The organism is Pseudomonas sp. YuFO20 (assembly GCF_035064975.1).
Classification (GTDB): Bacteria; Pseudomonadota; Gammaproteobacteria; order Pseudomonadales; family Pseudomonadaceae; genus Aquipseudomonas; species Aquipseudomonas putida_AE.
Map to the genome: position 1 here is coordinate 119,552 of NZ_JAXDEO010000005.1, position 24,860 is coordinate 144,411.

At 58.7% G+C, this 24,860-nt stretch carries 24 protein-coding genes and 2 tRNA genes; 16 read left to right on the forward strand and 10 right to left on the reverse strand.

The window, feature by feature from the left end:
- Positions 1–2: 2 nt before the first annotated feature.
- Positions 3–78 (forward strand) — tRNA-Phe (locus SOP85_RS04530).
- Positions 79–240: 162 nt separating this feature from the next.
- On the opposite strand, the gene SOP85_RS04535 is transcribed toward SOP85_RS04530, so the two are convergent.
- From SOP85_RS04535 to SOP85_RS04550, 4 genes are all read right to left on the reverse strand, one after another.
- Positions 241–1,620, reverse strand: coding sequence for an APC family permease (locus tag SOP85_RS04535; RefSeq protein ID WP_323606516.1), 1,380 nt, complete (start codon positions 1,618–1,620; stop codon positions 241–243).
- A gap of 173 nt (positions 1,621–1,793) precedes the next feature.
- Positions 1,794–3,176, reverse strand: coding sequence for an aspartate aminotransferase family protein (locus SOP85_RS04540; RefSeq protein WP_323626204.1), 1,383 nt, complete (start codon positions 3,174–3,176; stop codon positions 1,794–1,796).
- 48 nt (positions 3,177–3,224) lie between these two features.
- A complete protein-coding gene (locus SOP85_RS04545) occupies positions 3,225–4,022 on the reverse strand; it encodes a helix-turn-helix transcriptional regulator (RefSeq protein WP_274075141.1) in 798 nt (265 codons plus the stop codon).
- A 268-nt stretch (positions 4,023–4,290) separates the two neighbouring features.
- Positions 4,291–5,781, reverse strand: a complete 1,491-nt coding sequence (locus tag SOP85_RS04550) for an aldehyde dehydrogenase (RefSeq protein ID WP_323626206.1) — start codon at positions 5,779–5,781, stop codon at positions 4,291–4,293.
- Between the two features lie 423 nt (positions 5,782–6,204).
- Here SOP85_RS04550 and SOP85_RS04555 point away from each other — a divergent pair, with 423 nt between their 5' ends.
- Complete coding sequence (locus SOP85_RS04555; protein WP_323626208.1) at positions 6,205–6,996, forward strand: TSUP family transporter; 792 nt, start codon at positions 6,205–6,207, stop codon at positions 6,994–6,996.
- Between the two features lie 217 nt (positions 6,997–7,213).
- Entirely contained in the window at positions 7,214–7,684 is a 471-nt protein-coding gene (locus SOP85_RS04560) for a hypothetical protein (protein ID WP_323626210.1), read from the forward strand.
- A gap of 145 nt (positions 7,685–7,829) precedes the next feature.
- Here the strand turns inward: SOP85_RS04560 and SOP85_RS04565 are convergent, their stop codons facing one another.
- Positions 7,830–8,279: a carboxypeptidase regulatory-like domain-containing protein gene (locus SOP85_RS04565; protein WP_323606519.1), complete on the reverse strand. Its 450-nt coding sequence runs from the start codon at positions 8,277–8,279 to the stop codon at positions 7,830–7,832.
- Between the two features lie 239 nt (positions 8,280–8,518).
- On the opposite strand from SOP85_RS04565, the gene SOP85_RS04570 reads away from it, so the two are divergent.
- The 6 genes from SOP85_RS04570 to vapC all read left to right on the forward strand — a co-directional run bounded on the left by SOP85_RS04570 (position 8,519) and on the right by vapC (position 12,317).
- Positions 8,519–9,571, forward strand: a complete 1,053-nt coding sequence (locus SOP85_RS04570) for a PDDEXK nuclease domain-containing protein (protein ID WP_323626211.1) — start codon at positions 8,519–8,521, stop codon at positions 9,569–9,571.
- A gap of 62 nt (positions 9,572–9,633) precedes the next feature.
- Positions 9,634–10,596: an alpha/beta hydrolase family protein gene (locus SOP85_RS04575; protein WP_323626213.1), complete on the forward strand. Its 963-nt coding sequence runs from the start codon at positions 9,634–9,636 to the stop codon at positions 10,594–10,596.
- A gap of 38 nt (positions 10,597–10,634) precedes the next feature.
- On the forward strand, positions 10,635–11,051 hold the full coding sequence (locus SOP85_RS04580) for a hypothetical protein (protein ID WP_274075134.1): 417 nt from the start codon (positions 10,635–10,637) through the stop codon (positions 11,049–11,051).
- A 6-nt stretch (positions 11,052–11,057) separates the two neighbouring features.
- Complete coding sequence (locus SOP85_RS04585; RefSeq protein WP_274075133.1) at positions 11,058–11,510, forward strand: hypothetical protein; 453 nt, start codon at positions 11,058–11,060, stop codon at positions 11,508–11,510.
- A 169-nt stretch (positions 11,511–11,679) separates the two neighbouring features.
- Positions 11,680–11,910 (forward strand): type II toxin-antitoxin system VapB family antitoxin, encoded by a 231-nt coding sequence (gene vapB / locus SOP85_RS04590; protein WP_274075132.1) that lies wholly within the window; start codon positions 11,680–11,682, stop codon positions 11,908–11,910.
- On the forward strand, positions 11,910–12,317 hold the full coding sequence (gene vapC, locus SOP85_RS04595; protein WP_274075131.1) for a type II toxin-antitoxin system tRNA(fMet)-specific endonuclease VapC: 408 nt from the start codon (positions 11,910–11,912) through the stop codon (positions 12,315–12,317). The genes vapB and vapC overlap by 1 nt, the downstream gene beginning before the upstream one ends.
- 77 nt (positions 12,318–12,394) lie before the next feature.
- Here the strand turns inward: vapC and gabP are convergent, their stop codons facing one another.
- Entirely contained in the window at positions 12,395–13,786 is a 1,392-nt protein-coding gene (gene gabP / locus SOP85_RS04600; protein WP_274075130.1) for a GABA permease, read from the reverse strand.
- A 563-nt stretch (positions 13,787–14,349) separates the two neighbouring features.
- On the opposite strand from gabP, the gene SOP85_RS04605 reads away from it, so the two are divergent.
- From SOP85_RS04605 to SOP85_RS04630, 6 genes are all read left to right on the forward strand, one after another.
- A complete protein-coding gene (locus SOP85_RS04605) occupies positions 14,350–15,123 on the forward strand; it encodes an ABC transporter ATP-binding protein (RefSeq protein ID WP_007972784.1) in 774 nt (257 codons plus the stop codon).
- A gap of 13 nt (positions 15,124–15,136) precedes the next feature.
- Complete coding sequence (locus SOP85_RS04610; protein ID WP_274075129.1) at positions 15,137–15,883, forward strand: ABC transporter substrate-binding protein; 747 nt, start codon at positions 15,137–15,139, stop codon at positions 15,881–15,883.
- Between the two features lie 72 nt (positions 15,884–15,955).
- Positions 15,956–16,651 (forward strand): ABC transporter permease, encoded by a 696-nt coding sequence (locus tag SOP85_RS04615; protein ID WP_046815302.1) that lies wholly within the window; start codon positions 15,956–15,958, stop codon positions 16,649–16,651.
- The gene (locus tag SOP85_RS04620) at positions 16,648–17,337 is read left to right on the forward strand and encodes an ABC transporter permease (RefSeq protein WP_274075128.1); all 690 of its coding nucleotides are present in this window, start codon (positions 16,648–16,650) and stop codon (positions 17,335–17,337) included. The genes SOP85_RS04615 and SOP85_RS04620 overlap by 4 nt, the downstream gene beginning before the upstream one ends.
- Positions 17,318–18,547: a methyltransferase gene (locus SOP85_RS04625; RefSeq protein ID WP_323626214.1), complete on the forward strand. Its 1,230-nt coding sequence runs from the start codon at positions 17,318–17,320 to the stop codon at positions 18,545–18,547. The genes SOP85_RS04620 and SOP85_RS04625 overlap by 20 nt, the downstream gene beginning before the upstream one ends.
- Before the next feature lie 395 nt (positions 18,548–18,942).
- A tRNA-Thr gene (locus SOP85_RS04630) sits at positions 18,943–19,018 on the forward strand.
- A gap of 65 nt (positions 19,019–19,083) precedes the next feature.
- Here SOP85_RS04630 and SOP85_RS04635 read toward each other — a convergent pair.
- The 4 genes from SOP85_RS04635 to SOP85_RS04650 form a co-directional block, all read right to left on the reverse strand.
- A complete protein-coding gene (locus tag SOP85_RS04635) occupies positions 19,084–19,794 on the reverse strand; it encodes an SDR family NAD(P)-dependent oxidoreductase (protein ID WP_323626215.1) in 711 nt (236 codons plus the stop codon).
- Positions 19,795–19,836: 42 nt separating this feature from the next.
- A complete protein-coding gene (locus tag SOP85_RS04640) occupies positions 19,837–20,481 on the reverse strand; it encodes a DsbA family oxidoreductase (RefSeq protein ID WP_323626216.1) in 645 nt (214 codons plus the stop codon).
- Complete coding sequence (locus SOP85_RS04645; protein ID WP_175376510.1) at positions 20,478–20,696, reverse strand: tautomerase family protein; 219 nt, start codon at positions 20,694–20,696, stop codon at positions 20,478–20,480. Before SOP85_RS04645 ends, SOP85_RS04640 begins: the two co-directional genes overlap by 4 nt.
- A gap of 323 nt (positions 20,697–21,019) precedes the next feature.
- Entirely contained in the window at positions 21,020–22,306 is a 1,287-nt protein-coding gene (locus SOP85_RS04650; protein WP_323626217.1) for an OprD family porin, read from the reverse strand.
- 443 nt (positions 22,307–22,749) lie between these two features.
- On the opposite strand from SOP85_RS04650, the gene SOP85_RS04655 reads away from it, so the two are divergent.
- Positions 22,750–24,843, forward strand: coding sequence for a TonB-dependent receptor (locus SOP85_RS04655; RefSeq protein ID WP_323626218.1), 2,094 nt, complete (start codon positions 22,750–22,752; stop codon positions 24,841–24,843).
- Positions 24,844–24,860: the final 17 nt, after the last annotated feature.

Consider the following 24,860-nt stretch of genomic DNA (forward strand, 5'->3'; position numbering starts at 1 on the left):
TTGCCCAGATAGCTCAGTCGGTAGAGCAGGGGATTGAAAATCCCCGTGTCGGCGGTTCGATTCCGTCTCTGGGCACCACCTTCCGTTTTCAGGTGATGCCAAGCACACCTGAAAGCACACAAAAAACCCGCCTGGTGCGGGTTTTTTGCTTTCTATGGTTTGCTCCCCTGTAAGCCCCCCGTGAAAGCCTGGTCGGCGATCACGAGGGACGGCGGGCGCAGTCCGGCCTCTGCGCTCCGATCACTCCGCCATCTGCAACTCCGGCAGCTTCACCCGGAACCCACGCGTTACGCCCAGCAAACAAAGCAGCCCCAACCCCATCCAGCACAGCCCAATCACGAACGACATGCTGGACAGGCTGGTCCACAGCCAAATAGTGCTTAGGAACCCCAGGGCCGGCACCACGCCGTATATCAGACAGTTCCTGGCGCCGCGCAGCTTCTGGTCGACCAGATAATGCTTGATGACCGCCAGGTTCACCGCCGAGAACGCGAAGAGCGCGCCGAAGCTGATCATGTTGGCCACGGTATCGAGGGTGATGAACAGGGCAATCAGGGAGAACAGGCTGACCAGCATGATCGCGGTGGCCGGCACGCGCTTCTTCGAGACCAGCCTGCCGAACACCCGAGGCAGCGCGCCATCGCGGCCCATGGCGAACAGCACCCGGGAGACGCTGGCCTGGGAGACCATCGCCGAGGCAAAACAGCCGGCCACATAGGTGGCGGTAAAGGCGGTCACCAGCAGTTCTCCACCCACGCGGCGCATGACGTCCAGCGACGCCGAGTCCGGGTCGGCAAAGGTGTTCCATTGCGGATAGACCATTTGCGCGAAATACGAAACCAGGACAAACAGCAGGCCACCGAGCAGGCTCACCACCATGATCGCGAGGGGGATCAGGCGCCGTGGGTTGGGTGTCTCCTCGGCCATTGTGGACACGGCGTCGAAGCCGAGAAAGGACAGGCACAGGACCGCTGCGCCGGTCATGATCAACGGAACGCTGAAGCCTTCATGATGGAAGGGTGCGAGCAGCGAAACCGGCTCTGTTTGATCCCCCAGGTTGTGGATCGACAACGCAACGAACACCACGATGAAGACCAACTGGACAACCACGAGCAACAGGTTGACCCGGGTGATGGATTCGATGCCGATCAGGTTGAGGAAGGTCACCAGGGCAATGGAGCCGAGCACCCACACCGCAGCGGGAACCGCGGGGAAGTATTCGGACATGTAGATGCCGATCAGCAGATAACTGAGCAACGGCAGGAAGATGTAGTCCAGCAACAAGGTCCAGCCGGCCATGAAGCCAAAGTAGCTGCCGAACGCCTTGCGCGTATAGGAGTACACGGACCCCGAATACGGATGCGCCTGCACCATGCGTCCGTAGCTGTAGGCGGTCAGCAGCATGGCGGCGAGGGTCAGCAGGTAGGCGGTGGGCAAGTGGCCCTTGGTCATCTGGGTCACCAGGCCATAGGTGGTGAACACCGCCAGCGGGACCATGTACGCCAGGCCGAAGAGGACCAGGGCGGTAAGACCGAGGGATTGTCGAAACCTGCCGGGCGAAACCGATTCCGACGGGGAATGATGGGAAGGAGTATCGGCCACGCTTGTTATTGTATTCATTGCTGACTCCTGAAAATTTGAATGCAGGACGCTGCGGTATCCGAAGAACGGATACCGTGAGTGAATTGATCTGCTGAAGGGCGGGCTGCCCAATGTCGGGCAGCCTCTTGTTCAATCGATAGGCACGCAGGCTGATGTAACGCTGTCGATCACCAACCCGCTCACAGATGACTTCAGAGCTTTCCCGCGATCCGTGCGGTGCGGTCTACCGCGATGCGGGTCTTTTCCACCAGCTCGTCCAGCTCTGTGCGCGTTGCCACGAGTGCCGGCGCCATGATCATGCGGCCAAGCGTCGAGCGAATGATCACGCCCTCTTCAAAACCAAAGGTGCGACATTGCCAGGCCAGGTCGTTTTCGTTGGCGAAGCGCTTGCGTGTCGCCTTGTCCTCGGCGAACTGCAAGGCCGCGACGAGGCCCGCGCCCTGGATCTCGCCGATCATCGGGTGGTTGCCAAACACCTCGCGCAGAATCTGCTGCAGGTACGGCCCGGTGTCTTCCTTCACCTGGCGAACGATGCCTTCATCACGCAGTGCCTTGAGGTTGGCGAGCGCCACCGCGGCCGCGACCGGGTGTCCGGAATAGGTCAGGCCGTGGGCGAAGACACCGCCCTGCTCCACCAGCGCGTCGGCAATGCGCTTGCCCAGCACCAGGCCACCCATCGGCACGTAGCCGGAGGTCAGGCCCTTGGCGATCGACAGGGTGTCCGGCTCGAAACCGAAGTGCTCGTGGGCGAACCACTCGCCCGTGCGACCAAAGCCACCAATCACTTCATCGGCACACAGCAGCACATCGTATTGACGGCAGATGCGCTGGATTTCCGGCCAGTAGCTCTCGGGAGGGAAGATCATGCCGCCAGCGCCTTGGAAGGGTTCGGCGATAAAGCCCGCGACATTTTCGGCGCCCAGCTCAAGAATTTTCTCTTCCAGTTGCAAGGCGCAGCGACGACCGAACTCGGTCGGGGTCAGCTCGCCGCCCTGGGCGTACCAGTAAGGCTCATCGATGTGCGCGATGTCCGGAATCAGGCCGCCCATCTCGTGCATGAACTTCATCCCGCCCAGCGCAGTGGCCGCCAGGGTCGAGCCGTGATAACCGTTCCAGCGGCCGATCATGATCTTCTTCTGCGGCTTGCCGACAACCTGCCAGTAACGGCGAACGGTACGGATCAGCACCTCGTTCGCTTCGGAGCCGGAGTTGGTGTAGATGACGTGGCTGTAGTGGCCCGGCAGGAGGCTGAACAGCAGCTCGGAGAGTTCGATCACCGCTGGGTGGGTGGTGTGGAAGAACATGTTGTAGTACGGCAACTGGTTCATCTGCGCAGCCGCCGCAGCGCTCAGGTCCTTGCGACCATAACCGAGCTGGGTGCACCACAGGCCCGACATGCCGTCCAGGTAACGCTTGTCGTCGTTGTCCCAGAGATACAGGCCCTCGCCGCGGACCATCACCCGAGGACCTTCGGCATTGAGCGCCTTTTGATCCACAAACGCATGGATGTGGTGGGCGGCATCGGACTTCTGGTAATCCTCAGTCTGCCGTTTCGGTTCGAAGGGTGCATTCATGGCTTTTTTCTCTTTTGTTGGTAGTCACGCGAGGGGTAGCAAGTCCGCTCAGCGGGTCTTGCTCATGTAGCTTTCAAGAGGGTCTTTGCTGAGCACGCCCTGAGCTTCGGCCAACGAATCGATAAACAGTGAAAACAGCTCCGATTGCGTGCCGATGTCGAGCTTGCAGTAGACGTTCTTGCGATGAGACTTGATGGTGTCCTCCGACACCCCGAGGCGCTCGGCCAGGGAGCGGGTCGAATGGCCACGCAGGATCAGTTGGGCGATTCGGCATTCGCGCTCGGTCAGGATCGACGAACCGAAGTTGTTCAGTGCCGAGTGGATGCGCTGCTCCAATTGGTTTTCAAATCGAGCGCCGCGCGTGTCCAGGCCGACAAAATGCTTGCCCAGCAAGGTCAGGATCCAGGGCGTAATGCACTTGAACTGCTGCGTCGTAGCCGCGTCGAGCTTTTCCGTGAACGCCAGTGAGACAGCCAGGCTCAGCCCGGGAGCAGACTGCAGGATGTAGTTCAACTCATCCTGCAGGTGCGAGTGCCGATAGAACGACTGGTAGTACTCGCTGAGTTCGAAGTGGTCGGGAGCGACGTCAGCGAGGTCGTAGCAACCGGAGCTGACGCCTTCCACACAGGCACCGTAGAACGGATCAAGCAGATAGAATCCGGACAGGTACTGGCGCACATTGCCTTGCGGCAGCCAGGGACCGTCCAGTTCGAACAGCGCGCTGGGCATACCGCCATGGGGATACAGGTACAGCGTCGTCGCCTGAATGGGCCAGATACAGCCCAGGGTTTCGAACAGCGTCGCGGCGAATCCCGGTTGGCCGATACTCTCGGTCACCTTGGCCATCTGTTCGAACCATTGCGCAGAAAAAAACCGATCGTTTTCCACTTCAAAGACTCGCCGAAAGTACGGTTGGGAGCGACACGAGGTGACTGGTGCCGGGGTTGAAATGATGTTCCCACGCTCGCAAAACTGCCGATATCACCCGTTAGGGTGAGTCGACCAATGGGTGCTGAATGACCGCTCCAGCAGCCCCGCAAGCAGGAAAAGCACGCCACCCCGAGGGGTGCGTGCAGATGGGTTTTCCCTGCCACGCCTTGCGACGTGGTCGGTCTCAACGAAGCTGGAACCAGGTGGTTTTGAGTTGCGTGTACTTGTCGAACGAATGGAGGGAAAGATCGCGCCCGAAACCGGACTGCTTGCCGCCACCAAAAGGAATGGCGACATCCAGTGCATCCATGGTGTTGACCGAAACAGTCCCGGCCTTCAATGCCCGGGCCACCCGATGAGCGCGGTTCAGGTCATCGCTCCAGACTGAAGCGGCCAGCCCGTAGATGCTGTCGTTGGCCAACTCAATCGCCTCTTCTTCGGAGTCGAAGGCACTGATGGCCAGCACCGGACCGAACACTTCATCACGCGCCAGGCTCATGTTTCTACCCACGTCAGCGAAGATCGTCGGCTGGATGAAGTTCGAAGACCCATTGATCGTCAGGCGATCGCCGCCTGCCAGGAGCTTCGCGCCTTCACCCCGTGCCTGCTCGATCGCCTTCATGATGCGGGTGGCTTGCTCGCTATCGACGATCGCACCTGCCCTGCTTTGTGAGTCCAACGGATCACCGGGCATCCAGGTCCGAGCCTTGGCGATCAGGCGCTCGACGAACTCATCGTAGATAGAGCGTTGCACGTAAAGCCGGGAGTTGGCCGAGCAGACTTCGCCCTGATTGAAGAAAATGCCGAACGCGGCTTTTTCCGCGGCCAGATCCAGGTCCTGGCAGTCTTCGAAGACCAGGTTCGGGCTCTTGCCGCCGCACTCCAGCCAGACCTGCTTGAGGTTGGACTGCGCCGAGTACTGCATGAAGTACTTGCCGACCTGGGTCGAGCCGGTGAACACCAGGCAGTCCACATCAGGATGCAGCCCCAGGGCCTTGCCGGCGCTTTCGCCCAGGCCCGGGACAACATTCAATACCCCTTCCGGTATGCCGGCCTCGAGCGCCAACTGCCCCAGTCGCAAGGCAGAGAATGGCGACTGCTCGGCGGGTTTGAGGACCACGCTATTACCGGCGGCCAATGCCGGGGCGAGCTTCCAGGCCGCCATGTCCAGCGGGAAATTCCATGGCACCACGGCAGCAACCACCCCCAGGGCCTCGCGAGTGATGGTGGCGAGGGCATTGCGCGCGGTCGGCGCAACCTGGTCGTAGAGCTTGTCCAGGGCTTCACCGTACCAGGCGAACACATGGGCCGCGCCAGGTACATCGATGTTGTAGGCATCCATGACCGGCTTGCCCATGCTCAGCGAGTCGAGCAGTGCCAGCTCCTCGCGGTTGGCCAGCAGCAGTTCGGAGAGCCGGATCAGGATCTTCTTGCGTTCCACCGGGGCCATACGGGCCCACGGCCCCTCTTCGAACGCCCGGCGAGCCGAGCGCACGGCAAGGTTCACTTCGTCCTCGCCGCAGGCGGTGACACAGGCCAACAGCTGGTTGGTCGCCGGGTTGATCACCTCGAAAGTCGCACCCGAAGCGCACGCAACCTGCTGCCCTGCGATCAAGGCATTTGAAATGAATGTTTGCCGGGCAGCCCGCTGCTGCCAGTAGTTGAGATCGAGCACACGCTACTCCCATGCCGACCGCTGAAACGGTCAGTTATTATTGGTTTCGCTGGATCATGCTCGACTCTGGCGGCGAGGAAAAATAGTAAAAATATGCTCGGTTCCCAAGAAAAAGCTCGGTAGTGCCGGGGGGTGTGGAGCAGTAGGCCACGCGTCGTAGCGTCCGAACGAAACTCATAAGTCAGTAACCCCCCACCTCCCTATCGCCACGCCAGCAAGCGCCTTAACGCTTGCGAGGCCGAGAAGTTTCAGGTGCGGTCATCGGCCATTTTTGCCAGTCTCACGAGTCTGTCTGAACTCTCCGTCCGATTTAACGGAAATGGACGACATACCCTGATCATGAAGCTGAGCAGAATCGGAAGCGGAGCTGCCTGAACGAACAGTCATGGGATTAATGGGCAATAACACCAAGGAGGGAATGTAATGTCTTGGGATGTAATTGGCATGTTGGCGCTCGTTGCTTTTTGCGCCGGCTTTTTTGATGCAATTGCCGGTGGTGGCGGGCTGATTACTTTGCCTGCCTTGCTTTTAGCCAGTGTCGATCCCATCAGTGCGATAGCCACCAACAAATTCCAGGCGGCTTCGGCGACCATATCGGCAACAGTTACCTTTGCCCGCAAGGGAATGATCGAATGGAGAGAGGGCCGCTTCCTGGTTATCTGCGGATTCGTTGGCGGTGCCAGTGGTGCCTTGCTCGTCAGCTCTATCGATAAGCGCTATCTGGAAGTTTGCGTACCGATCATGCTGATTCTGGTGGCCATCTATTTTGCGCTATCTCCAAAGCTGACCAACGAAGATCGACGCAAGAGAATTGGCATTCTGCTTTTTTCGTTTACCGTGGCGCCAATACTGGGCTTTTACGACGGCATATTTGGTCCCGGCGTGGGCTCGTTCTTTATCGTCGGGTTCGTTCTTCTCTGCGGCTTGGGCATGATGCGAGCCATGAGCTTTACCAAACTTGCCAATGCCTCCTGCAACTTGGGTTCGCTGTCGGTGTTCATTACCAAAGGGGTGATCATCTGGCCGATCGCAATCGCCATGGCCCTGGCGGCCTTTATCGGCGCGCAATTGGGTGCGCGCGCCGCTGTTCGGGTCGGCCCACGGCTAATCAAGCCCATGCTGATCGTGGTCTGCTGTGCGCTGGCTATCAAGCTTCTGAGCGTGGAAACCAATCCCTTGCGAGTTGCCTTCACGCACTTGGTAGCCTCGCTCTGATCGCCAGCCGTCACTGAGTGAACGAAACCCTGAATTGCGAGATTCAGGGTTTTTTATGCCCGGGATTTAACCAAATCCATCGCAAACGAAAATTCCTACGCCTACAAGGCACTCCTTCCCTAGATTTGTGCCAACTCTTCATACAGCGCTCTAGGATCCCTCTCATAGAGGGCACACGCTTACCCGGTGAAAATACTGCAGCAGCCAATTTGCCTGCATGCATTCACGTTTAAACGTAAGGAAGCAGCTATTGAACACGCTTTTGAAGTTCCTCGCCCTATCGACAATCATTGCCACCGCCAGCGGCTGCGTCAGCTACAACAACAGCCAGCCGTCCTCGCCAATCGACAGCACCGTCAAAGCCGACCTGAAAGCGGACATCGCTGTCGGTGACGCGATCTCCGGCCAGTCTTCGGTCAACGTTCTGTTCGGTTTCCTCAAATTCGGCGGCGATTCCCAATTTGCCGACGGCGTCAGCTATGGCGGTCAGAGCGGCGCCTTGAGCGGCCTTGGTCTGGATCCCGTCAGCGCGGTTAAATCTGCTGCGGCCTACAAAGCGGTCAAATCTTCCGGCGCCGACCTGATCGTCGCCCCTCGCTATGAAGTGAACGAAGAAAACTACTTCATCTTCAAGAAAGTATCCGTCACCGTAAAAGGCAACAAAGGCAACATCGGCAGTATCCGCTAACTCCATCCCCCAGGTGTTTGTTCAGCAAACCATCCATCGCACGCTGGCAAACCGAAAACTCTAGCGCGCGATGTTCCGCAAACAGCAGTGAAAGCTGCTGTTTGCGGATTTGAACGCTGACGAAATCGTTCACGCCTACACTCGGCTAGACATCACCATTCCAGTGAAATACCAGATTGCGCGCGGTTCCCGTGCCAACATCCGTGGTATCACGCCGCTGTTCACCAGCACGGGTCGCAACCACCGTGTACTTGCCAGGAGGCAGCTGGACGTAAACCAGCGGACCCGCTTGAGTCAGGGTCAACACGCTCTGTCCCTGCGCGTTATGAATGACTACATCGACGTCCGGAATATATTTGTTCTCGACGCCGACAGAGAACGTCATATGCAGGTTGTAACCGGTGGTTTGCTGGATCGCTTTCGCCTCATCCTCACCGATACCACCAGACAGGTAGGTAATTCCGTTTTGTTCCTGCCGTTGAACCTGCACGCCCGAATTGTCGATCGGCTCGAGGCTGGCAGCGTGCGGTGCAATCGGAAACATCAACACACCGATGGCGACAAAGGGCAGGAACAGTGACTTCACAGATTTCATGATGACGACTCCCGGGCTCCATGGAACCCAATCGTTACTCAATTTTGATTTCCGGCGCCGTCGTCGTGTTCTAGAACGATTTGTACTTGGAGCCACTACGAAACGTACTACGTGAATCGCTCCGTCACCCTTCACGCCTATCAGTCCGGTCCTTCGGTCTTTTCAGCTGCGCCCTGCAGCATCGACCCATGCTCTCTTGCCATTCTCTTCTGCCTGTTCAGCTTATTGCGGAAGACTCCATGAGCGCCCTCGTCCCCGATGACACACAAGACCCAAAAATCACCTCACTGCTCGGCAATCTTGGTGAGCTGATCCGCCAGGCACGACAGAAGGTATTGCGCGCGGTCGATACCATTCAAGTGCAAAGCTGCTGGCAAATCGGTCGGCATATTGTCGAATTCGAGCAGGAAGGAGCCCGGCGGGCGGGGTATGGAAAACAATTGCTTTCGACCTTGGCCAAGGTACTTACAGCGGAATTCGGCAAGGGCTTCGACGCCTCCAACCTTCGGTATATGCGCCTGTTCTACCAAGCGTTCCCAATTTGTGACGCACTGCGTCACGAATTGAGCTGGACCCACTATCGCAGGCTGCTAAGAGTCGACAACGAAAACGCCCGCCTCTGGTACATGAACGAGTCTGCCACCCAAAACTGGTCAAGCCGAGCGCTGGAGCGCCAGATCAATACCCTGTACTACGAACGTCTTTTGGCGAGCCGCGATCGCTGCCCCGTCATTCAGGAAGCAACCACCAATATTCAGCAAATGAAGGCCAGCCCTCGGGACTTCATCCGCGATCCGGTTGTGCTGGAATTCCTTGGCCTGCCCAGTGCCGGCAGGCTTCAGGAAAGCGAGATCGAACAGGCTCTGATCGAACAGTTGCAGGATTTCCTGCTCGAACTGGGCAAAGGCTTTGCTTTCATCGCCCGGCAACAGCGCATCAGCACCGAGAGCAAGGACTTCTACATCGATCTGGTTTTTTACAACTACCTGCTCAAGTGCTTCGTCATCTTCGATATCAAGCGTGGTGAACTGACCCATCAGGATGTAGGCCAGATGGACATGTACGTGCGCATGTACGACGACCTCAAGCGGGGAGAAGAAGACGGCCCCACTGTAGGCATCATTCTCTGCGCGCAAAAGGATGAGTCCGTAGTGCGCTACTCAGTGCTGGAGGGCAACGAACAATTATTTGCCAGCAAATACCAACTGGTACTGCCGAGCGAGGAAGAGTTACGCGCGGAACTGGATCGAGAGCGGGCAGTGCTTGAAGAGCGACTTCATCAGGAACCGTGATGGATTGTTCATACGCGGCGTGAAGACTATTGTTGTCAGCTACCCGCAAAGGTCCGACGCCAATGAATGTGCAGGACATGGCATCCCTCGCCCCCACTCAAATCGAGCTGCCGCTAACAACTGGCGCTTCGGGCGAACCGTTCAAGCAACCCGCCGCCGACGGTTTCGTCCTTGGCGGCTTCACCTGGCGGCATGCGGAGCCGGACGCTTTCCGGGCAGTCGTCATCATCAACGCCGCCACATCGGTGCGCTGCCGACACTACTCGCGCTTCGCCGATTACCTGTTTGCCAACGGCTTCGATGTCATCACCTACGACTACCGCGGCATCGGCGAATCACGGCCCGCATCGATGAAAGGACTGAAGGCGTCCTGGTCCGACTGGGGCGCCCTGGACTTCGAGGCGATGCTCAAGCGCGCACAGCGTGAGTTTCCAGGTCAGCCGATCGATGTGGTCGGTCACAGCTTTGGTGGCTGTGCAGCGGGGCTGGGAGCGTCCGGACAGCTAATCCGTCGCCTGGTGACGGTCGGCGCGCAATTCGCTTACTGGCGCGACTATGAACCCGCTCATCGCTGGCGGATGTTTGGCAAGTGGCATGTTGTGATGCCGCTGGTGACGATGCTCTGCGGCTACTTTCCCGGCAAACGCCTCGGCTGGCTGGAAGACACGCCAGCCGGTGTAGTGCGCGACTGGAGCACGCCCACCGCGCGTTACGAGAAGCGTCCCAGCGGCCAGGACATTCATGTCAGACACTTCGCTGCCGTCACCGCGAAAAACCTGGCGATCAGCCTCAGCGACGATCCCTACGGCACAATCCCGGCCATCGAACGCCTGCTCGGCTACTTCACCGCCAGCACCAACACTCACCTGCGCATTACCCCCGAAGACATCGGCGAGCAGGAAGTTGGTCATTTCGCCTTTTTTCGCAGCGCATACCAAGCCACACTATGGCCCATTGCACTGTCCTGGCTGCAAAACGGCGAGCTGGCCCCCGACACACCCGGGCGGACAGTGCCTCGCCGCTGAGTCACCTGCCCTTTTAATCGAATTACGGAACGACGCCCATGGCCTCCGCCAACAAGCAACATAAACGCGCCTCCCGCGCCAAGGCCAAGGCCAAGCAGAACCGCACCCAGCGAGCTGCTGCGCCGGTCGAGCTGGACCCGAACGACGATCGCATCGACTTCGAGTCGGTGGACCTGACCGAACTGTTCAAGAAAATGATCGACGCCGAGAAGCTCAGCCAGCAGGCCATGTGCACGGCTTTCCTCGAAGACCCGCTGCTGGAGCTGGTGTACGAGCAGGAAGGTGAAGAAGGCGCGATGGACTTCATCCTCGCCGCGCTGATCGAATATCGCCAATGGTCCACCGAAACCGACGAAGCCGGCGCTTTGGCGTGGATCGAATCCCCAGCCTTCCAGGCTGACTACGTGGCGGCGTCCGACGCCATTGCTGCGCAAACCCAACAGAAACCGAACTGAGTTCCCATGGCCTCCCTGAACAAGCAACAGAAACGCGCCAAGCGCGCAAAAGCCAAAGCCAAGCAGATCAACATCCACGGCCGCAAACCCGCCGCGCTGGACGATGACCTTGGCCACCTCGCCGAGCCGATCCCGGAATACACCCTGGCGATGTTCAGCAAAATGCGCGACGCGGAAGCCGTCAGCCGCAGCGAAATGCTCTCGGTGTTGCTGACGAACCTGGCCTTTATCATCATCGACCATCCAGAACTGCTGGACATGGAAAACGCCGACGACGAAGGCATGGCCGCCACCCATCTGGCCGCCGACATGCTGATCGACTACCGCATGTGGGCCGACGGCATGGACCGCGAGACCGCCCAGGCATGGTTGAGCGAGCCACAGTTCATCACCGATTTCAGCGCTGCACTGGATGTCTACCGCGAGTCGCTGGAAGCGCCGGAAGAAAAAGCCGAATAAAGGTTACGACTCAAACAAAAACGGGCGCTTGTCATCACTGACAGCGGCCGTTTTTGGTCCTGAATCGAGCGCACTCCTTCCGCCAGCCACAATGTATATCCCATTGACATATCCAAAACAAAACCTATCCTTTGGACTTATTGCGCCAGCAAAAGCGCAGGAGGCCCAGATGGAACAGACAACTCTTTTCATGAGCAATCGAAGCCAGGCGGTTCGCCTGCCGAAAGCTGTAGCCATGCCGAACGACGTGAAACGAGTCGACGTCGTCGCCGTCGGTCGAAGCCGCATCATCACGCCCGCTGGTGAAACCTGGGACAGTTGGTTCGATGGCGAAAGCATTACGGCAGACTTCATGGCCGATCGCGAGCAACCCGCCGATCAGGAGCGTGATTCGTTCTGATGATCAAGTACATGCTCGATACCAACATTTGCATCTTCACCATCAAGAACAAGCCACAAATGGTACGGGAGGCGTTCAACCGTCATCACGGCCAACTGTGCATCAGTGCGGTCACGTTGATGGAGCTGATTTACGGCGCGGAAAAATCGGCAGCCCCCGAAAGAAACCTGGCGGTCATCGAGGGATTCGCCGCCCGACTTGAAGTCCTTCCCTTCGACAAGGAAGCAGCAGCACACAATGGAATGATTCGATCCGAACTTGCAAAGGCCGGCAAACCCATAGGTCCGTACGACCAGATGATTGCCGGGCACGCACGCTCGCGCGGGTTTATCGTGGTCACCAACAACTTGCGGGAGTTTGAGCGCGTTTCGGGGTTACGCGTAGAAGACTGGGTTCATGCCAAATGAACACAAAGCAATCGACACAAACAAAAACGGCCGCTTGTCATCACTGACAGCGGCCGTTTTGCATTACGCGGTACGAATCAGCTCAGCACTACCGCGCCACGCTTCTCCAGTTTGCGACGACGCGCTACCAGCAAGCCGGCAGCGACGACCATAACGGCCAGCAGGCCGGTCGCGAGGATCTCCACGCGGTGAGCTTCCTGGAACAGCATGATGGTCAGGGCCGCGACGATGAACACGATCACCGCGTAGGTCAGGCCCGGGAACAGCCACATGCTGAACACGATTTTCTCACCGCGAGCCATGCGCTGCTTGCGCATGCGCAGTTGCGAGATCGCAATCACCAGGTACACCAGCAGCGCAATGGCGCCGGAGCTGGCCAGCAGGAATTCGAACACTGCAGCCGGAGCCACGTAGTTGGCGAACGTGGCCAGGAACGCTGCGCCAGTAGACAGCATGACTGCCCAGTATGGCGTGCCGCTCTTGTTGGTGCGGGTTGACATGGCCGGTGCATCACCGCGCTTGCCCAGGGAGAACAGCATGCGCGACGAGGTGTAGAGCGCCGAGTTCAGGCAGCTGGTCACGGCGACCAATACCACGATGTCGACAATCATCTTGGCGTTCGGAATGCCCATGCGCTCAAGCACGGTCTGGTAGGAGCCGAGGCTGGCCAGGACCGGGTCGTTCCATGGCACCAGGGCCACCACGATGAAGATCGAGACGAGGTAGAACAAGCCGATCCGCCAGATCACCGAGTTGGTGGCCTTGGAGATTTGCTTGCCTGGGTTCTTCGATTCCGCGGCCGCGATGGTCACGATCTCGGTACCCATGAAGGAGAACATGGTGGTCAAAATGGCACCCAACACCGCGCCCATGCCGTTTGGCAGGAAGCCTTGGGTATCGAACAGGTGGGAAACGCCGCTAACCTGGCTGCCTGGCAGAAAGCCGAAGATCGCCATGACGCCGAGCACAATAAAACCGATGATCGCCAGGACCTTGATCAGGGCGAACCAGAACTCGAACTCGCCGTAGTTCTTCACGCTGAACAGGTTGGTCACGGTCAGCAGCATGGTGATGACCAGGGCGAAGGCCCAGATGTCCACGCCAGGGAACCAGGCATGCAGGATGGTGGCGGCGGCGTTGGCTTCCAACGGGATGACGAGCACCCAGAACCACCAGTACAGCCAGCCGATAGTGAAGCCGGCCCAGTGACCGATCGCGCGATCGGCATATGTCGAGAAGGAGCCCGTGTCCGGCGAGGCGACAGCCATTTCACCGAGCATGCGCATCACCAACACCACCAGCATGCCGGCGGCCGCGTAAGCCAGGAGCACGGCCGGGCCTGCTGCAGCGATGGCGTGGCCCGAGCCAACGAACAGGCCGGCACCGATAACCCCGGCAATCGACAGCATGGTGACATGCCGCGGTTTGAGCCCCTGTTCGAGGCCGTTAGAGCTTTGGGTACTGCTCATTGAAACTACCTTTGTAAGGAAAAGCGAATGCGTGCATCCCGCTTGTGTTCCTTCTTGTAAAAAGAAACAAACGGGGCGTTCCGGAATCTGCACGCAATATTTGCGCCAAAATGTTTCAAACCCTTCTAACCCGGGAATTTCGCCCGGACCGGACAGTCATCGCAAGCCATTGATATTAATGGCACTTTGCCAGAACGTTACCCTGCGACTCACTTTATGGACGAACCAGCGCACCGGAAACACACCCCAAAATCCCTCGACGCACAATAAAAGGGCAGATCCGCCACCTTTGGCCGGTTAGCGCTTCCAACCCCCCGCCAAAGCTGGCAACATCGCGCCCTTTTTTACGCGACAGCCACCACGCTTTTATCTGAAAGCAGGGTTCAAACGGCTGTTCGGTTGTTGATGGGGCGACAGTCTGCTGCGCCGATGCGACAACCTGCCACATGCCACCCGTTTACTGCCCGTAGCGCTGTTGGCTGCCTTTGAAACGCTATGCTAGCTTGGCCGCCTCGCCAGGAAGGCGACCAACAGCAGGAGCGAATACACAATGAGGAACGCACATGGCTGAGGCCACGCCCGCGCTTGAAATCCGCAACTTGCACAAACGCTACGGCTCGCTGGAGGTGCTCAAGGGCATCTCGCTGACCGCCCGCGACGGCGACGTGATCTCGATCCTCGGCTCCTCCGGCTCCGGCAAGTCCACGTTCCTGCGCTGCATCAACCTGCTGGAAAACCCGCACCAGGGCCAGATCCTGGTGGCCGGCGAAGAACTCAAGCTCAAGGCCGCGAAGAACGGCGAACTGGTCGCTGCCGACGGCAAGCAGATCAATCGCCTGCGCAGCGAAATCGGTTTTGTGTTTCAAAACTTTAACCTGTGGCCGCACATGAGCGTGCTCGACAACATCATCGAGGCCCCGCGCCGCGTGCTCGGCCAGAGCAAGGCCGAAGCCATCGAAGTCGCCGAAGCCCTGCTGGCCAAGGTCGGCATCGCCGACAAGCGCCACGCCTACCCGGCGCAATTGTCCGGCGGCCAGCAACAACGCGCGGCCATCGCCCGCACCCTGGCCATGCAGCCCAAGGTCATCCTGTTCGACGAGCCCACCTCCGCGCTTGACCCGGAAATGGTCCAGGAAGTACTTAATGTCATCCGCGCACTGGCCGAAGAAGGCCGCACCATGCTGCTGGTCACCCATGAGATGGGCTTTGCCCGTCAGGTCTCCAGCGAAGTGGTGTTCCTCCACCAGGGCCTGGTAGAAGAGCAAGGATCGCCACAGCAGGTATTTGAAAACCCGCTTTCGGCGCGCTGCAAACAATTCATGTCCAGCAACCGCTAACGGAGCTAACCGCATGCAGAATTTCAAGAAGGTCTTCCTGGCCGCCGCCGTTACCCTGGCGTTCAGCGCCGGTGCCATGGCTGAAACCCTGAAGATGGGCATCGAAGCGGCCTACCCGCCGTTCAACAACAAAGATGCCAGCGGCAATGTCGTCGGCTTCGACAAGGAAATCGGCGACGCCCTGTGCGCCAAGATGAAAGTCGAGTGCACCGTCGTGACCTCCGACTGGGACGGCATCATCCCGGCCCTGAACGCCAAGAAGTTCGACTTCCTGATCTCTTCGATGTCGATCACCGACGAGCGCAAGCAAGCGGTGGACTTCACCGACCCGTACTACTCCAACAAACTGCAATTCATCGCGCCTAAAAGCGTCGACTTCAAGACCGACAAGGACTCGCTGAAAGGCAAAGTGATCGGCGCACAGCGCGCGACGCTGGCGGGTACCTGGCTGGAAGACAACATGGAAGGCGTTGAAGTCAAACTCTACGACACCCAGGAAAACGCTTACCTGGACCTGACTTCCGGTCGTCTGGACGGCATCCTGGCCGACAAATATGTCAACTACGAGTGGCTCAAGAGCGACGCCGGCAAATCCTACGAGTTCAAAGGCGACCCGGTGGAAGAAAGCGACAAGATCGGTATTGCTGTCCGCAAGAACGACCCGATCCGCGCGAAGCTGAACCTCGCACTGAAAGAAATCGTTGCTGACGGCACCTACAAGAAGATCAACGACAAGTACTTCCCGTTCAGCATCTATTGATCCTGACCTGCCTGACCGGCGCCTGATGGCGCCGGCTCACGGTATTGCCTGCCGCGATTTGAAAAGAAATCCATGATTATCGACCTCTACGGATTCGGCCCGGCGCTTGCCGCTGGCGCGCTGATGACTGTGAAACTGGCACTCTCGGCCCTGTGCCTGGGGCTGGTGCTCGGTCTGCTCGGCGCCTTGGCCAAGACTTCCCCGTACAAGCCGTTGCAATGGCTTGGCGGCACCTATTCGACACTGGTTCGCGGCATCCCGGAACTGCTCTGGGTACTGTTGATCTACTTCGGCACGGTCAACCTGATGCGCGCCCTGGGCGAGTTTTTCGGCAACCCTGACCTTGAGCTCAATGCCTTCGCTGCCGGCGTGATCGCACTGGGCCTGTGCTTTGGCGCCTACGCCACGGAAGTGTTTCGCGGCGCGATCCTTGCCATCCCCAAAGGCCACCGTGAAGCCGGTGTGGCCCTGGGCCTGTCGAAATTTCGCATCTTCACCAAGTTGATCATGCCGCAGATGTGGCGCATCGCCCTTCCGGGCCTGGGCAACCTGTTCATGATCCTGATGAAGGACACCGCGCTGGTCTCGGTGATCGGCCTGGAAGAAATCATGCGTCACGCGCAAATCGGCGTGACCGTGTCCAAGCAACCGTTCACCTTCTATATGGTTGCTGCGTTCATGTACCTGAGCCTGACCATCCTGGCCATGACCGGCATGCACTTCCTGGAAAAACGCGCCGCTCGCGGCTTCGCGAGGAGCACTCAATGAACTGGGAAGTCATCATCAAGTGGCTGCCGAAACTGGCTCAGGGCGCAACCCTGACCCTGGAACTGGTGGCCATTGCCGTCATCGCCGGCCTGCTGCTGGCGATTCCCCTGGGTATCGCGCGTTCCTCGCGCCTGTGGTGGGTGCGGGCGTTTCCCTACGGCTACATCTTCTTTTTCCGTGGTACGCCGTTGCTGGTGCAACTGTTCCTGGTCTATTACGGGCTGGCGCAGTTCGACGCGATCCGTACCAGCGCCATGTGGCCTTACTTGCGCGATCCGTTCTGGTGCGCCACGGCGACCATGACCCTGCACACCGCGGCCTACATCGCCGAGATCCTGCGCGGGGCCATCCAGGCGATTCCACCGGGCGAGATCGAAGCGGCGCGCGCCCTGGGCATGTCCAAAACCAAGGCGCTGATCTTCATCATGCTGCCCCGTGCCGCGCGCATCGGCCTGCCGGCCTACAGCAACGAAGTGATCCTGATGCTCAAGGCCAGCGCCCTGGCCAGCACCGTGACCCTACTGGAACTGACGGGCATGGCCCGCACCATCATCGCCCGAACCTACCTGCCGGTGGAGATCTTCTTCGCCGCCGGCATGTTCTATCTGTTGATGGCCTACGTGCTGGTACGCGGCTTCAAGCTGCTGGAGCGCTGGTTGCGCGTCGATGCCTGCCAAGGGCGTTGATCCCCAGGTGCTGACGGGCGAGGAACTGCTCGCCCGTTTCACTGCGCTGGACACTTTTCTGACAGCGCATCAGGCGCTGTGGAAACCACGGCCGTTCACTCATCTGCAGCTGCCATGGGAAACCTCCTACCCCGAACTGGCCACCTGGCTACGCGGGCGGTCGCTGGACGAGGCGGAAGGCGCTCACAACCACCCTGCCCTTGTGGATGCGCCGCAGCCTTTTGCTTCGTTGGCGGCCATGTCACTGGCGCTGAGTGCGGTGGATGAATTGCCTGCTTATGCGCTCGAAGCGCCAGCTCATCGACTGAATGTGGATGTGCCGGGGCGCAAGTGGCAGCAAATCGAAGCCTTTGCCAGCCGACTGCACTTTGACGATACCGCCACGCACTGGCTGGACTGGTGCTCGGGCAAGGGACACCTGGGTCGACGCCTTCTGCAAACTGGACAGCAACTGACCTGCCTGGAATACGATCCGGCGCTGGTAACCAGCGGTCAGGCCCTCAGCCTGCGGCATCGACTGCACGCGTTGCATGTCGAACAGGACGTACTGGCGGCCGATGCGGCGTTGCTGTTGGAAGATCAGCACACACCCGTCGCTCTGCACGCCTGCGGCGATTTGCATGTGCGACTGATCCGGCTCGCCAGTGCAGCCGGTTGCAAGCAACTCGCCATCGCCCCTTGTTGCTACAACCGGACCAGCCTTGGCCGGTACTCATCGATGTCCTCAGCCGCCGAACGCTCTGATCTACAACTGTCCCTCGACGATCTGGGGCTGCCGATGAGTGAAACCGTCACCGCCGGCGCTCGCGTAAGACGCCAACGCGACACCTCGATGGCCCGACGCCTGGGTTTCGACTTGCTGCAAAAACAGCTGAGAGGCGTTGACGAGTACCTGCCGACCCCATCCCTGGCCAGCACCTGGCTGGAAAAACCCTTTGCCGAATACTGCCAACACCTGGCCGATCTCAAGGAGTTATCCACAGTCGGCATCCAGGACTGGCCGACACTCGAAGCCGCCGGTTGGCAGCGCCTGGCCCAGGTCCGCAATCTAGAGCTTCTGCGCGGGCTTTTCCGACGTCCGCTGGAGCTTTGGCTGGTGCTGGATCGGGCATTATTCCTACAAGAGCAGGGTTACACCGTTCGCCTCGGCACCTTCTGCGAAACCTCGCTCACACCGCGCAACATTCTTCTGCTGGCGGAACGTTCTTAACGCCACACAGCCTGTGGATAACTCTGTTGATGAAATATTCATGGATCCAATCTTTACAGCTGTTTCAGCCCTGATACGGCACTGTTCAGATTTCATACAATGAATAAAAAACCAGAAAAACAGGCATTTGCGAGCTAATGAGAACGGATCCACAAAAACACTGTTAACCGGGTGAACCGCAAATCCCGTTGTGCATAAGCATTCGAACAAAAGACATAACCCATCGACGGATGGGCAACAGCACACGCATGAAACAGCGGCTCTGGCACATCGTTTTGCACCCCGTGATGACGCTCGGCAAGCATTGGAAACACTCGATCAAGCACCGCGCAAAAATAGTCTGAATTCAGGGGTTTACAGAACCTTCCCAATCGCTATAATCGTCGCCCTGACATGCCGGTATAGCTCAGATGGTAGAGCAACTGACTTGTAATCAGTAGGTCCCGGGTTCGATTCCTGGTGCCGGCACCATACAAAACAAAGCCCTCGTAGAAATACGAGGGCTTTGTTGTTTCTGCCGTCTGGAAACCCAGGTCTTAGTGACCCGCGCTCTGCCCACCATCAACATGCAGGATCTCGCCAGTAACAAACTTGGCGCCGTCCAGATACACCACTGCCTGCGCAATATCATCGATCTCGCCCATGTGCCCGACCGGGTGCAGTGCGCCCAGTGCGGCGTGGGTTTCTTCGCCGTGCATCGGGGTCTTGATGATGCCAGGCGATACCGCGTTCACCCGAATGCCGCGCTTGGCGTATTCTATGGCCAGGGAACGGGTTGCCGCGTTCAGGCCGCCTTTGGTCAGCGAGGCCAGTACCGATGGCACGCCGTCGATGGCGTGGTCGACCAGGCTGGTGGTGATGTTGACCACGTGGCCGCTGCCCTGTTTTTCCATCTCGGCGATGGCCAGTTGGGTGATGTAGAAGAAGCCGTTGACGTTCACCGACAAAACATTGGCGTAATCTTCAGCGGTGTACGCGGTGAACGGCTTGGCGATGAAGATTCCGGCGTTGTTGACCAGGGTATCGACACGGCCGAAACGGGCGATCGCTTCACGAATCACGCGCTGTGCAGTTTGTGGCTCGCCGATGTCACCGGCCACGGTGAGGATGTCCGGATCGGTGGATGGCTTGATCGAGCGCGAGGTGGCGACGATCTGGTAACCGAGCTCGCGGAAGGCCTTGACCATGCCGTCGCCGAGACCTTGGGATGCGCCAGTGATGACAACGACTTTTTTCGAATTGCTCATGATGAACCTCTACTGATAAATGATGATTTAAAAATTTGGTAATCAGGCCTGTGCCATTTGTCTCAACATCTGTTCGTAGTACTCGACCGATTGCGAGCCGGACACCAGGTGACGACCGTTGAGCACCAGGGCCGGGACCGAATTGATGCCGTGCTGCCGATAAAACGCTTCAAGCTCACGCACCTCTTCGGCAAAGGCGCCTGACGCCAGCACCTTGCGTGCACGGGCCTCGTCCAACCCGGCTTCACCCGCCAGGCGCACCAGCGTCTGCTGATCACTCGGGTTCTGGCCTTCGCTGAAGTAAGCGCGCAGCAGGATCTTCTTCAGCGCCACCTGGCGGCCTTCTTCCAGCGCCCAGAACAACAACCGGTGAGCGTCGAAGGTGTTGTAGAAGTGCGTGCGCTTTTCCAGATCGAACTTGAAGCCGATGGCCTCGCCGCGAGCGATCTGCATCGCCTTGCCAGAGGCGACGTCCTCGGCGGTGCGCCCGTATTTGCGCATCAAGTGCTCGACGGCTTTCTCGCCTTCAACCGGCATGTCCGGGTTCAGCTCGAAAGGCTTGTAGGTCAGCTCGACCGCCACCTCCCCCGCCACGTTCTCGATCGCCTGTTCCAGCGCCGTCGCCCCCAGTGCGCACCATGGGCACACCACATCGGAGACGAAATCGATGGTCACCGACGCCGTCATGACTTCCCCTCCTCCGCCAGTTGCTTGCGGTACTGGGTGGTGGTGATACCGGCATAGCCCCAGTTATCGGTGTCGACTTCCTCGATCACGATGTGGGTCAAGTCAGGGCGTTTGTTGAGGACGCGTTCCAGTGTTTCAGTGATCTCGGCAATCACCTGAGCTTTCTGCTCAGTGGTAACGCCATCGCGGGTGATGCGTACGCTTACAAAAGGCATGAGGGAAACTCCAGTGACCTTCCCGTCGGAATGATGGGAGAGGCGTTGGAGCTCAATGTATGGAGTTAGCTGGAGGGGATAAAGGTGGGGGCGGGAACATCATTAGTTACGTGAGGTAATAAGCCAAGTCAAACTTCAGCGTATCGAGATGCGGTGTTTATCCAGTCTCGGAACATGTCGCCGCGGACGACGTTCTCAAGACGTGTTCCCGATATCGCCTTTTGACGACATGAGCCAACAAGCACTCACAAAAAAACCCCGAACCAGTCGGGGCTTCTTCTTTTTCTCAGCCTTACATTAGGCCTCGATACCGCAACCCATCATCAGAAAATGTTGATCGGGTAGTCCACGAACACACGCACTTCGTTACCGCTGACGTTGTACTCGCTCGACTTCTGCGACACGCGCAGGATCGAGCTGCGCAGCTTCACGCTCAGGTCTTTGGCCGGGCCGCTTTGTACGACGTATTTGAACTGGTTGAAGATCTCGCGCTCGGTGCCGCCTTCGCTGGTGGAGGTGGTGATGTTGTCACCGCGTACATAGGCGAAGTTGTAGCTCAGGCCCGGCACACCGAAGGTGCTGAAGTCCAGGCCGTAGCCCAGTTGCCAGCTGCGTTCGTCTTCGGCGTTGAAGTCGGACCAGTAGGAGTTGGCCAGGTAGATGGTGTTGCCACCGTCGCCGACGCGGTTTTGATCTTTCTGGTAGCCGCCGTAGGCGTAGCCCAGGTTACTGTCACCGGTGCTGCGCTGGTGAGCGAGGGTGAACGAGTGCGCGCCGGTGGCGAAGGTGGCTGCCAGGCTCCAGATCTTGTTGTCGTCGCCGGTAATACCGTTGTCACGGACGTAAGAGTCGTCCAGTTTGGTACGGTAGCCGTTGAAGTCCAGGGTCAGGGATTGATCCTTGTCGAACGGGAACACGTAGTTGGCGTTCACGTATTGCTTCTTCAGCACGTCTTCGACGTCGGAGGCATATAACGCGGCCTTGAATTGTTCGGTGAACTGGTAGCTACCGCCCAACACGTTGATCGACTTCAAGCCACCGCTGTCATGGCCTTCAGCGCTTTTGCGCGATTCGGCGGTGAAGCGACCGGCGTTCAGTTCCAGGCCCTTGATCTCCTTGGAGGTGATCAGGGTACCGGTGTAGCTTTCCGGCAGCAGACGACCGTTGTCGTAGCTCAGTACCGGCAGCACCGGCATCTGGTCGCCGTAGGTCAGCGTTGTGCTGGACAGACGGAATTTGACGGCTGCGCCAGCTTTGGCCAGGTCGTCAGCCGGTTCGCCGCTGGCACCCTGTTTGAAAAAGTCGATGCCCTGGGCGCCGCTGCGGTCTTCATTACGCTCCAGGTTGAGCGCGTACAGACCAAAGGCATCCACACCCACGCCGATGGTGCCTTGGGTGAAGCCCGACGAGAACGTACCGATGGCCGCTTGGCCCCACTCGGATTTATCCGGGTTGCCGTCTTTGTAGTCACGGTTCATGTAGGCATTGCGCAGCAGCACTTTGAGGCTGCTGTCTTCAACAAATCCCTTGGATTCGGCCTGGTCGTTAGCCATGGCCTGTGTAGCGCTCAAAATCCCCAGAGCGATCAGGCTGATTCGCTTGTTCAACATGTTGTTTTCCTTATTACGGGTTGAAACGCGCTGTGTTCAACGGCCGAAACGGCGCTATCGCGCTCTTTTTTCATCCCACAAACAAAAAGGCCCGCCCACGATCTCTCGCGGCGGGCCTTTTAATTATTTTTCGGTCATGGCGGTCTGCCACAGGCGTTGGACCGGATCGTAGCCGCGGCCTTAACGATGTGTCAATTTCATGAATCGTCTATAACCCGGCGAAATTCCTCTAAGAAATGAGTTTGCTTGGCAGAAAACCTCAACGGACGCGCAGTCTTATCGACTTCAAATAACGTTGAAAAGGCAAAAGTAACAATTGCGACACAATTGGAAACAATCAAGCAGAACACCTTCTCAGGAATAATTAACACAAGTAAATAGCAAGCATTATCATTCGCGCCGCTCTTGTTACACCCCTAAAAATCCTACGGATGCGTTCTTCAATGCCTGCCCCTTTTCGCCTTACGCCCTTCAGCCTTGGGCTTTCTGCTCTGATATCTGCCGGTTTTTCCTACGCTGCGCCTACCACCTTACCTGCCACCTCCATCAGCGCCGAAGCCGAGGCCGATGACCCCCGCGTCAAGGAAACGAATACGGCGACCAGCACCAACACGCCGGTGCGCTACGTGCCTCAAGCCATCGACTCGATCAAGACCGCCAACGTTGTCGATTACGGCACCAACGACCTGGGCACCGCACTCAGTGGCATCCCCAACGTCAGCAGCGGCGCCGACACCCGCTTCGACAGCCTGCGCATCCGTGGTTTTGACGCCAGCAACGACTTCTATCTCGATGGTATCCGTGACGACAGCCAATACGTGCGCGACCTGCACAACATCGAACGCATCGACGTGCTCAAAGGTCCGGCCGCCGTGTTGTACGGCCGCGGCAGCCAGGGCGGGATCGTCAACCGGGTGAGCAAACTTCCGGAGTTCAGCCGCCGCTCGACCCTCGAAGCCCAGGGCGGCAGCGATGATCTTCGCAGCCTGTATGCCGACCTCAGCAGCGATCCTTCCGAGAACATCAGCCTGCGCCTGAATATGGGCAACATGGACCAGAACAGTTTCCGCGATGGCGTGAGTGCTAATCGCCAGTTGTTTGCACCCTCGATGAGCTGGCAGCTGACGCCGGACCTGAACTGGCTGGTGCAGTACGAATACAGCCGTTACAACCGTACGCCGGATCGCGGTGTCCCCGGGGTCAACGGCCGCCCGGCAGACGTCGGACGCGACACGACCTACGGCAGCGAGCACGATTTCATCGACGACAAGTCGCAATCGCTGCGCTCCAAGCTCACCTACGAGCTCAGCGACAACTGGCAACTGCGCCAGACCCTGGGCGTGTTCAAGCTCAACAGCGATTTCGACAACACCTACCTGACCGGCTACAACCCGACCACCAACCAGGTCACGCGCCAGCACTGGCAACAGGACCTGACCACCCGCAACGTCTACAACAACGTTGAACTGGAAGGCGGGTTCGATACTTTCAGCCTGGAACATCGCCTGCTGACCGGCATCGAGATCGGCAGCCAGCGCCGCGATCCGACCTTGTACACCGCCGCCACCTCAGGCCCGGGCAGTTCACCGGTGCCGCCGCTGGACCTGAACAACCCCAATCGGGATTTACGCCACACCGGTCGCATGCAGGTCTCCAGCAGCTCGCACACCGAGGTCGAAAGCCGTGCGGTGTATGTGCAGGATCAGCTGCAACTGAACGATCAATGGCAACTGCTCGCCGGCTTGCGTTACGACACGTTCGACATCGAGTCGACCAACAAGCTGCGGGACATTTCCGAAGACCGTGACAGCCACAGCACCAGCCCTCGCGTAGGGCTGGTGTGGACGCCGCTGCAGAATCATTCCTTCTATGCCTCCTGGTCGAAGTCGTTTTCGCCGGTCGGCGGTGGTTTGATCGGCATCACTCCGGGTGCGGCCGGCAATGCCAACGACCTGAGCCCGGAGCTGACCAGGCAGAAAGAAATCGGCGTGAAAAGCGACTGGCTCGACGATCGCCTGAGCACCACGCTGGCGATCTACGAACTGGAACTCTACAACCGCCGCACCAGTGATCCGAACAACCCGACCATTACCTTGCTGACCGGCAAACAACGTTCGCGTGGGATAGAGCTGACCGCCACCGGCAAGATCACCGGCAACTGGTATGTGCGCGGTGGCGTAGGTCTTCAGGACGCGACCATCGAGGAAGACAACAATGGCTTTGAAGGAAATCGCATCAGCAACGTGGCCAAGCGTAACGGCAGCCTGTTCGTGACCTGGAAACCTGAAATGGGCTGGTATGCCGAAACCGGGTTGACCCTGGTTGGCGATCGTTATGCCGACAACCTAAACACCACCGTGCTGCCGGGTTATGGCCGCTGGGATGCGTTGGCCGGGTTCAGGCAGAAGGATTGGGATCTGCGCGCGGCGCTGAACAACATCAGTGACAAGACGTATTACTCGTCGGCCACCAGTGCGGCGCAGATTCAGCCGGGTGAGCCGCGCAGCGTTGTGGTGACCGGGACTTACAGTTTCTAACACCATCACCCTGTAGG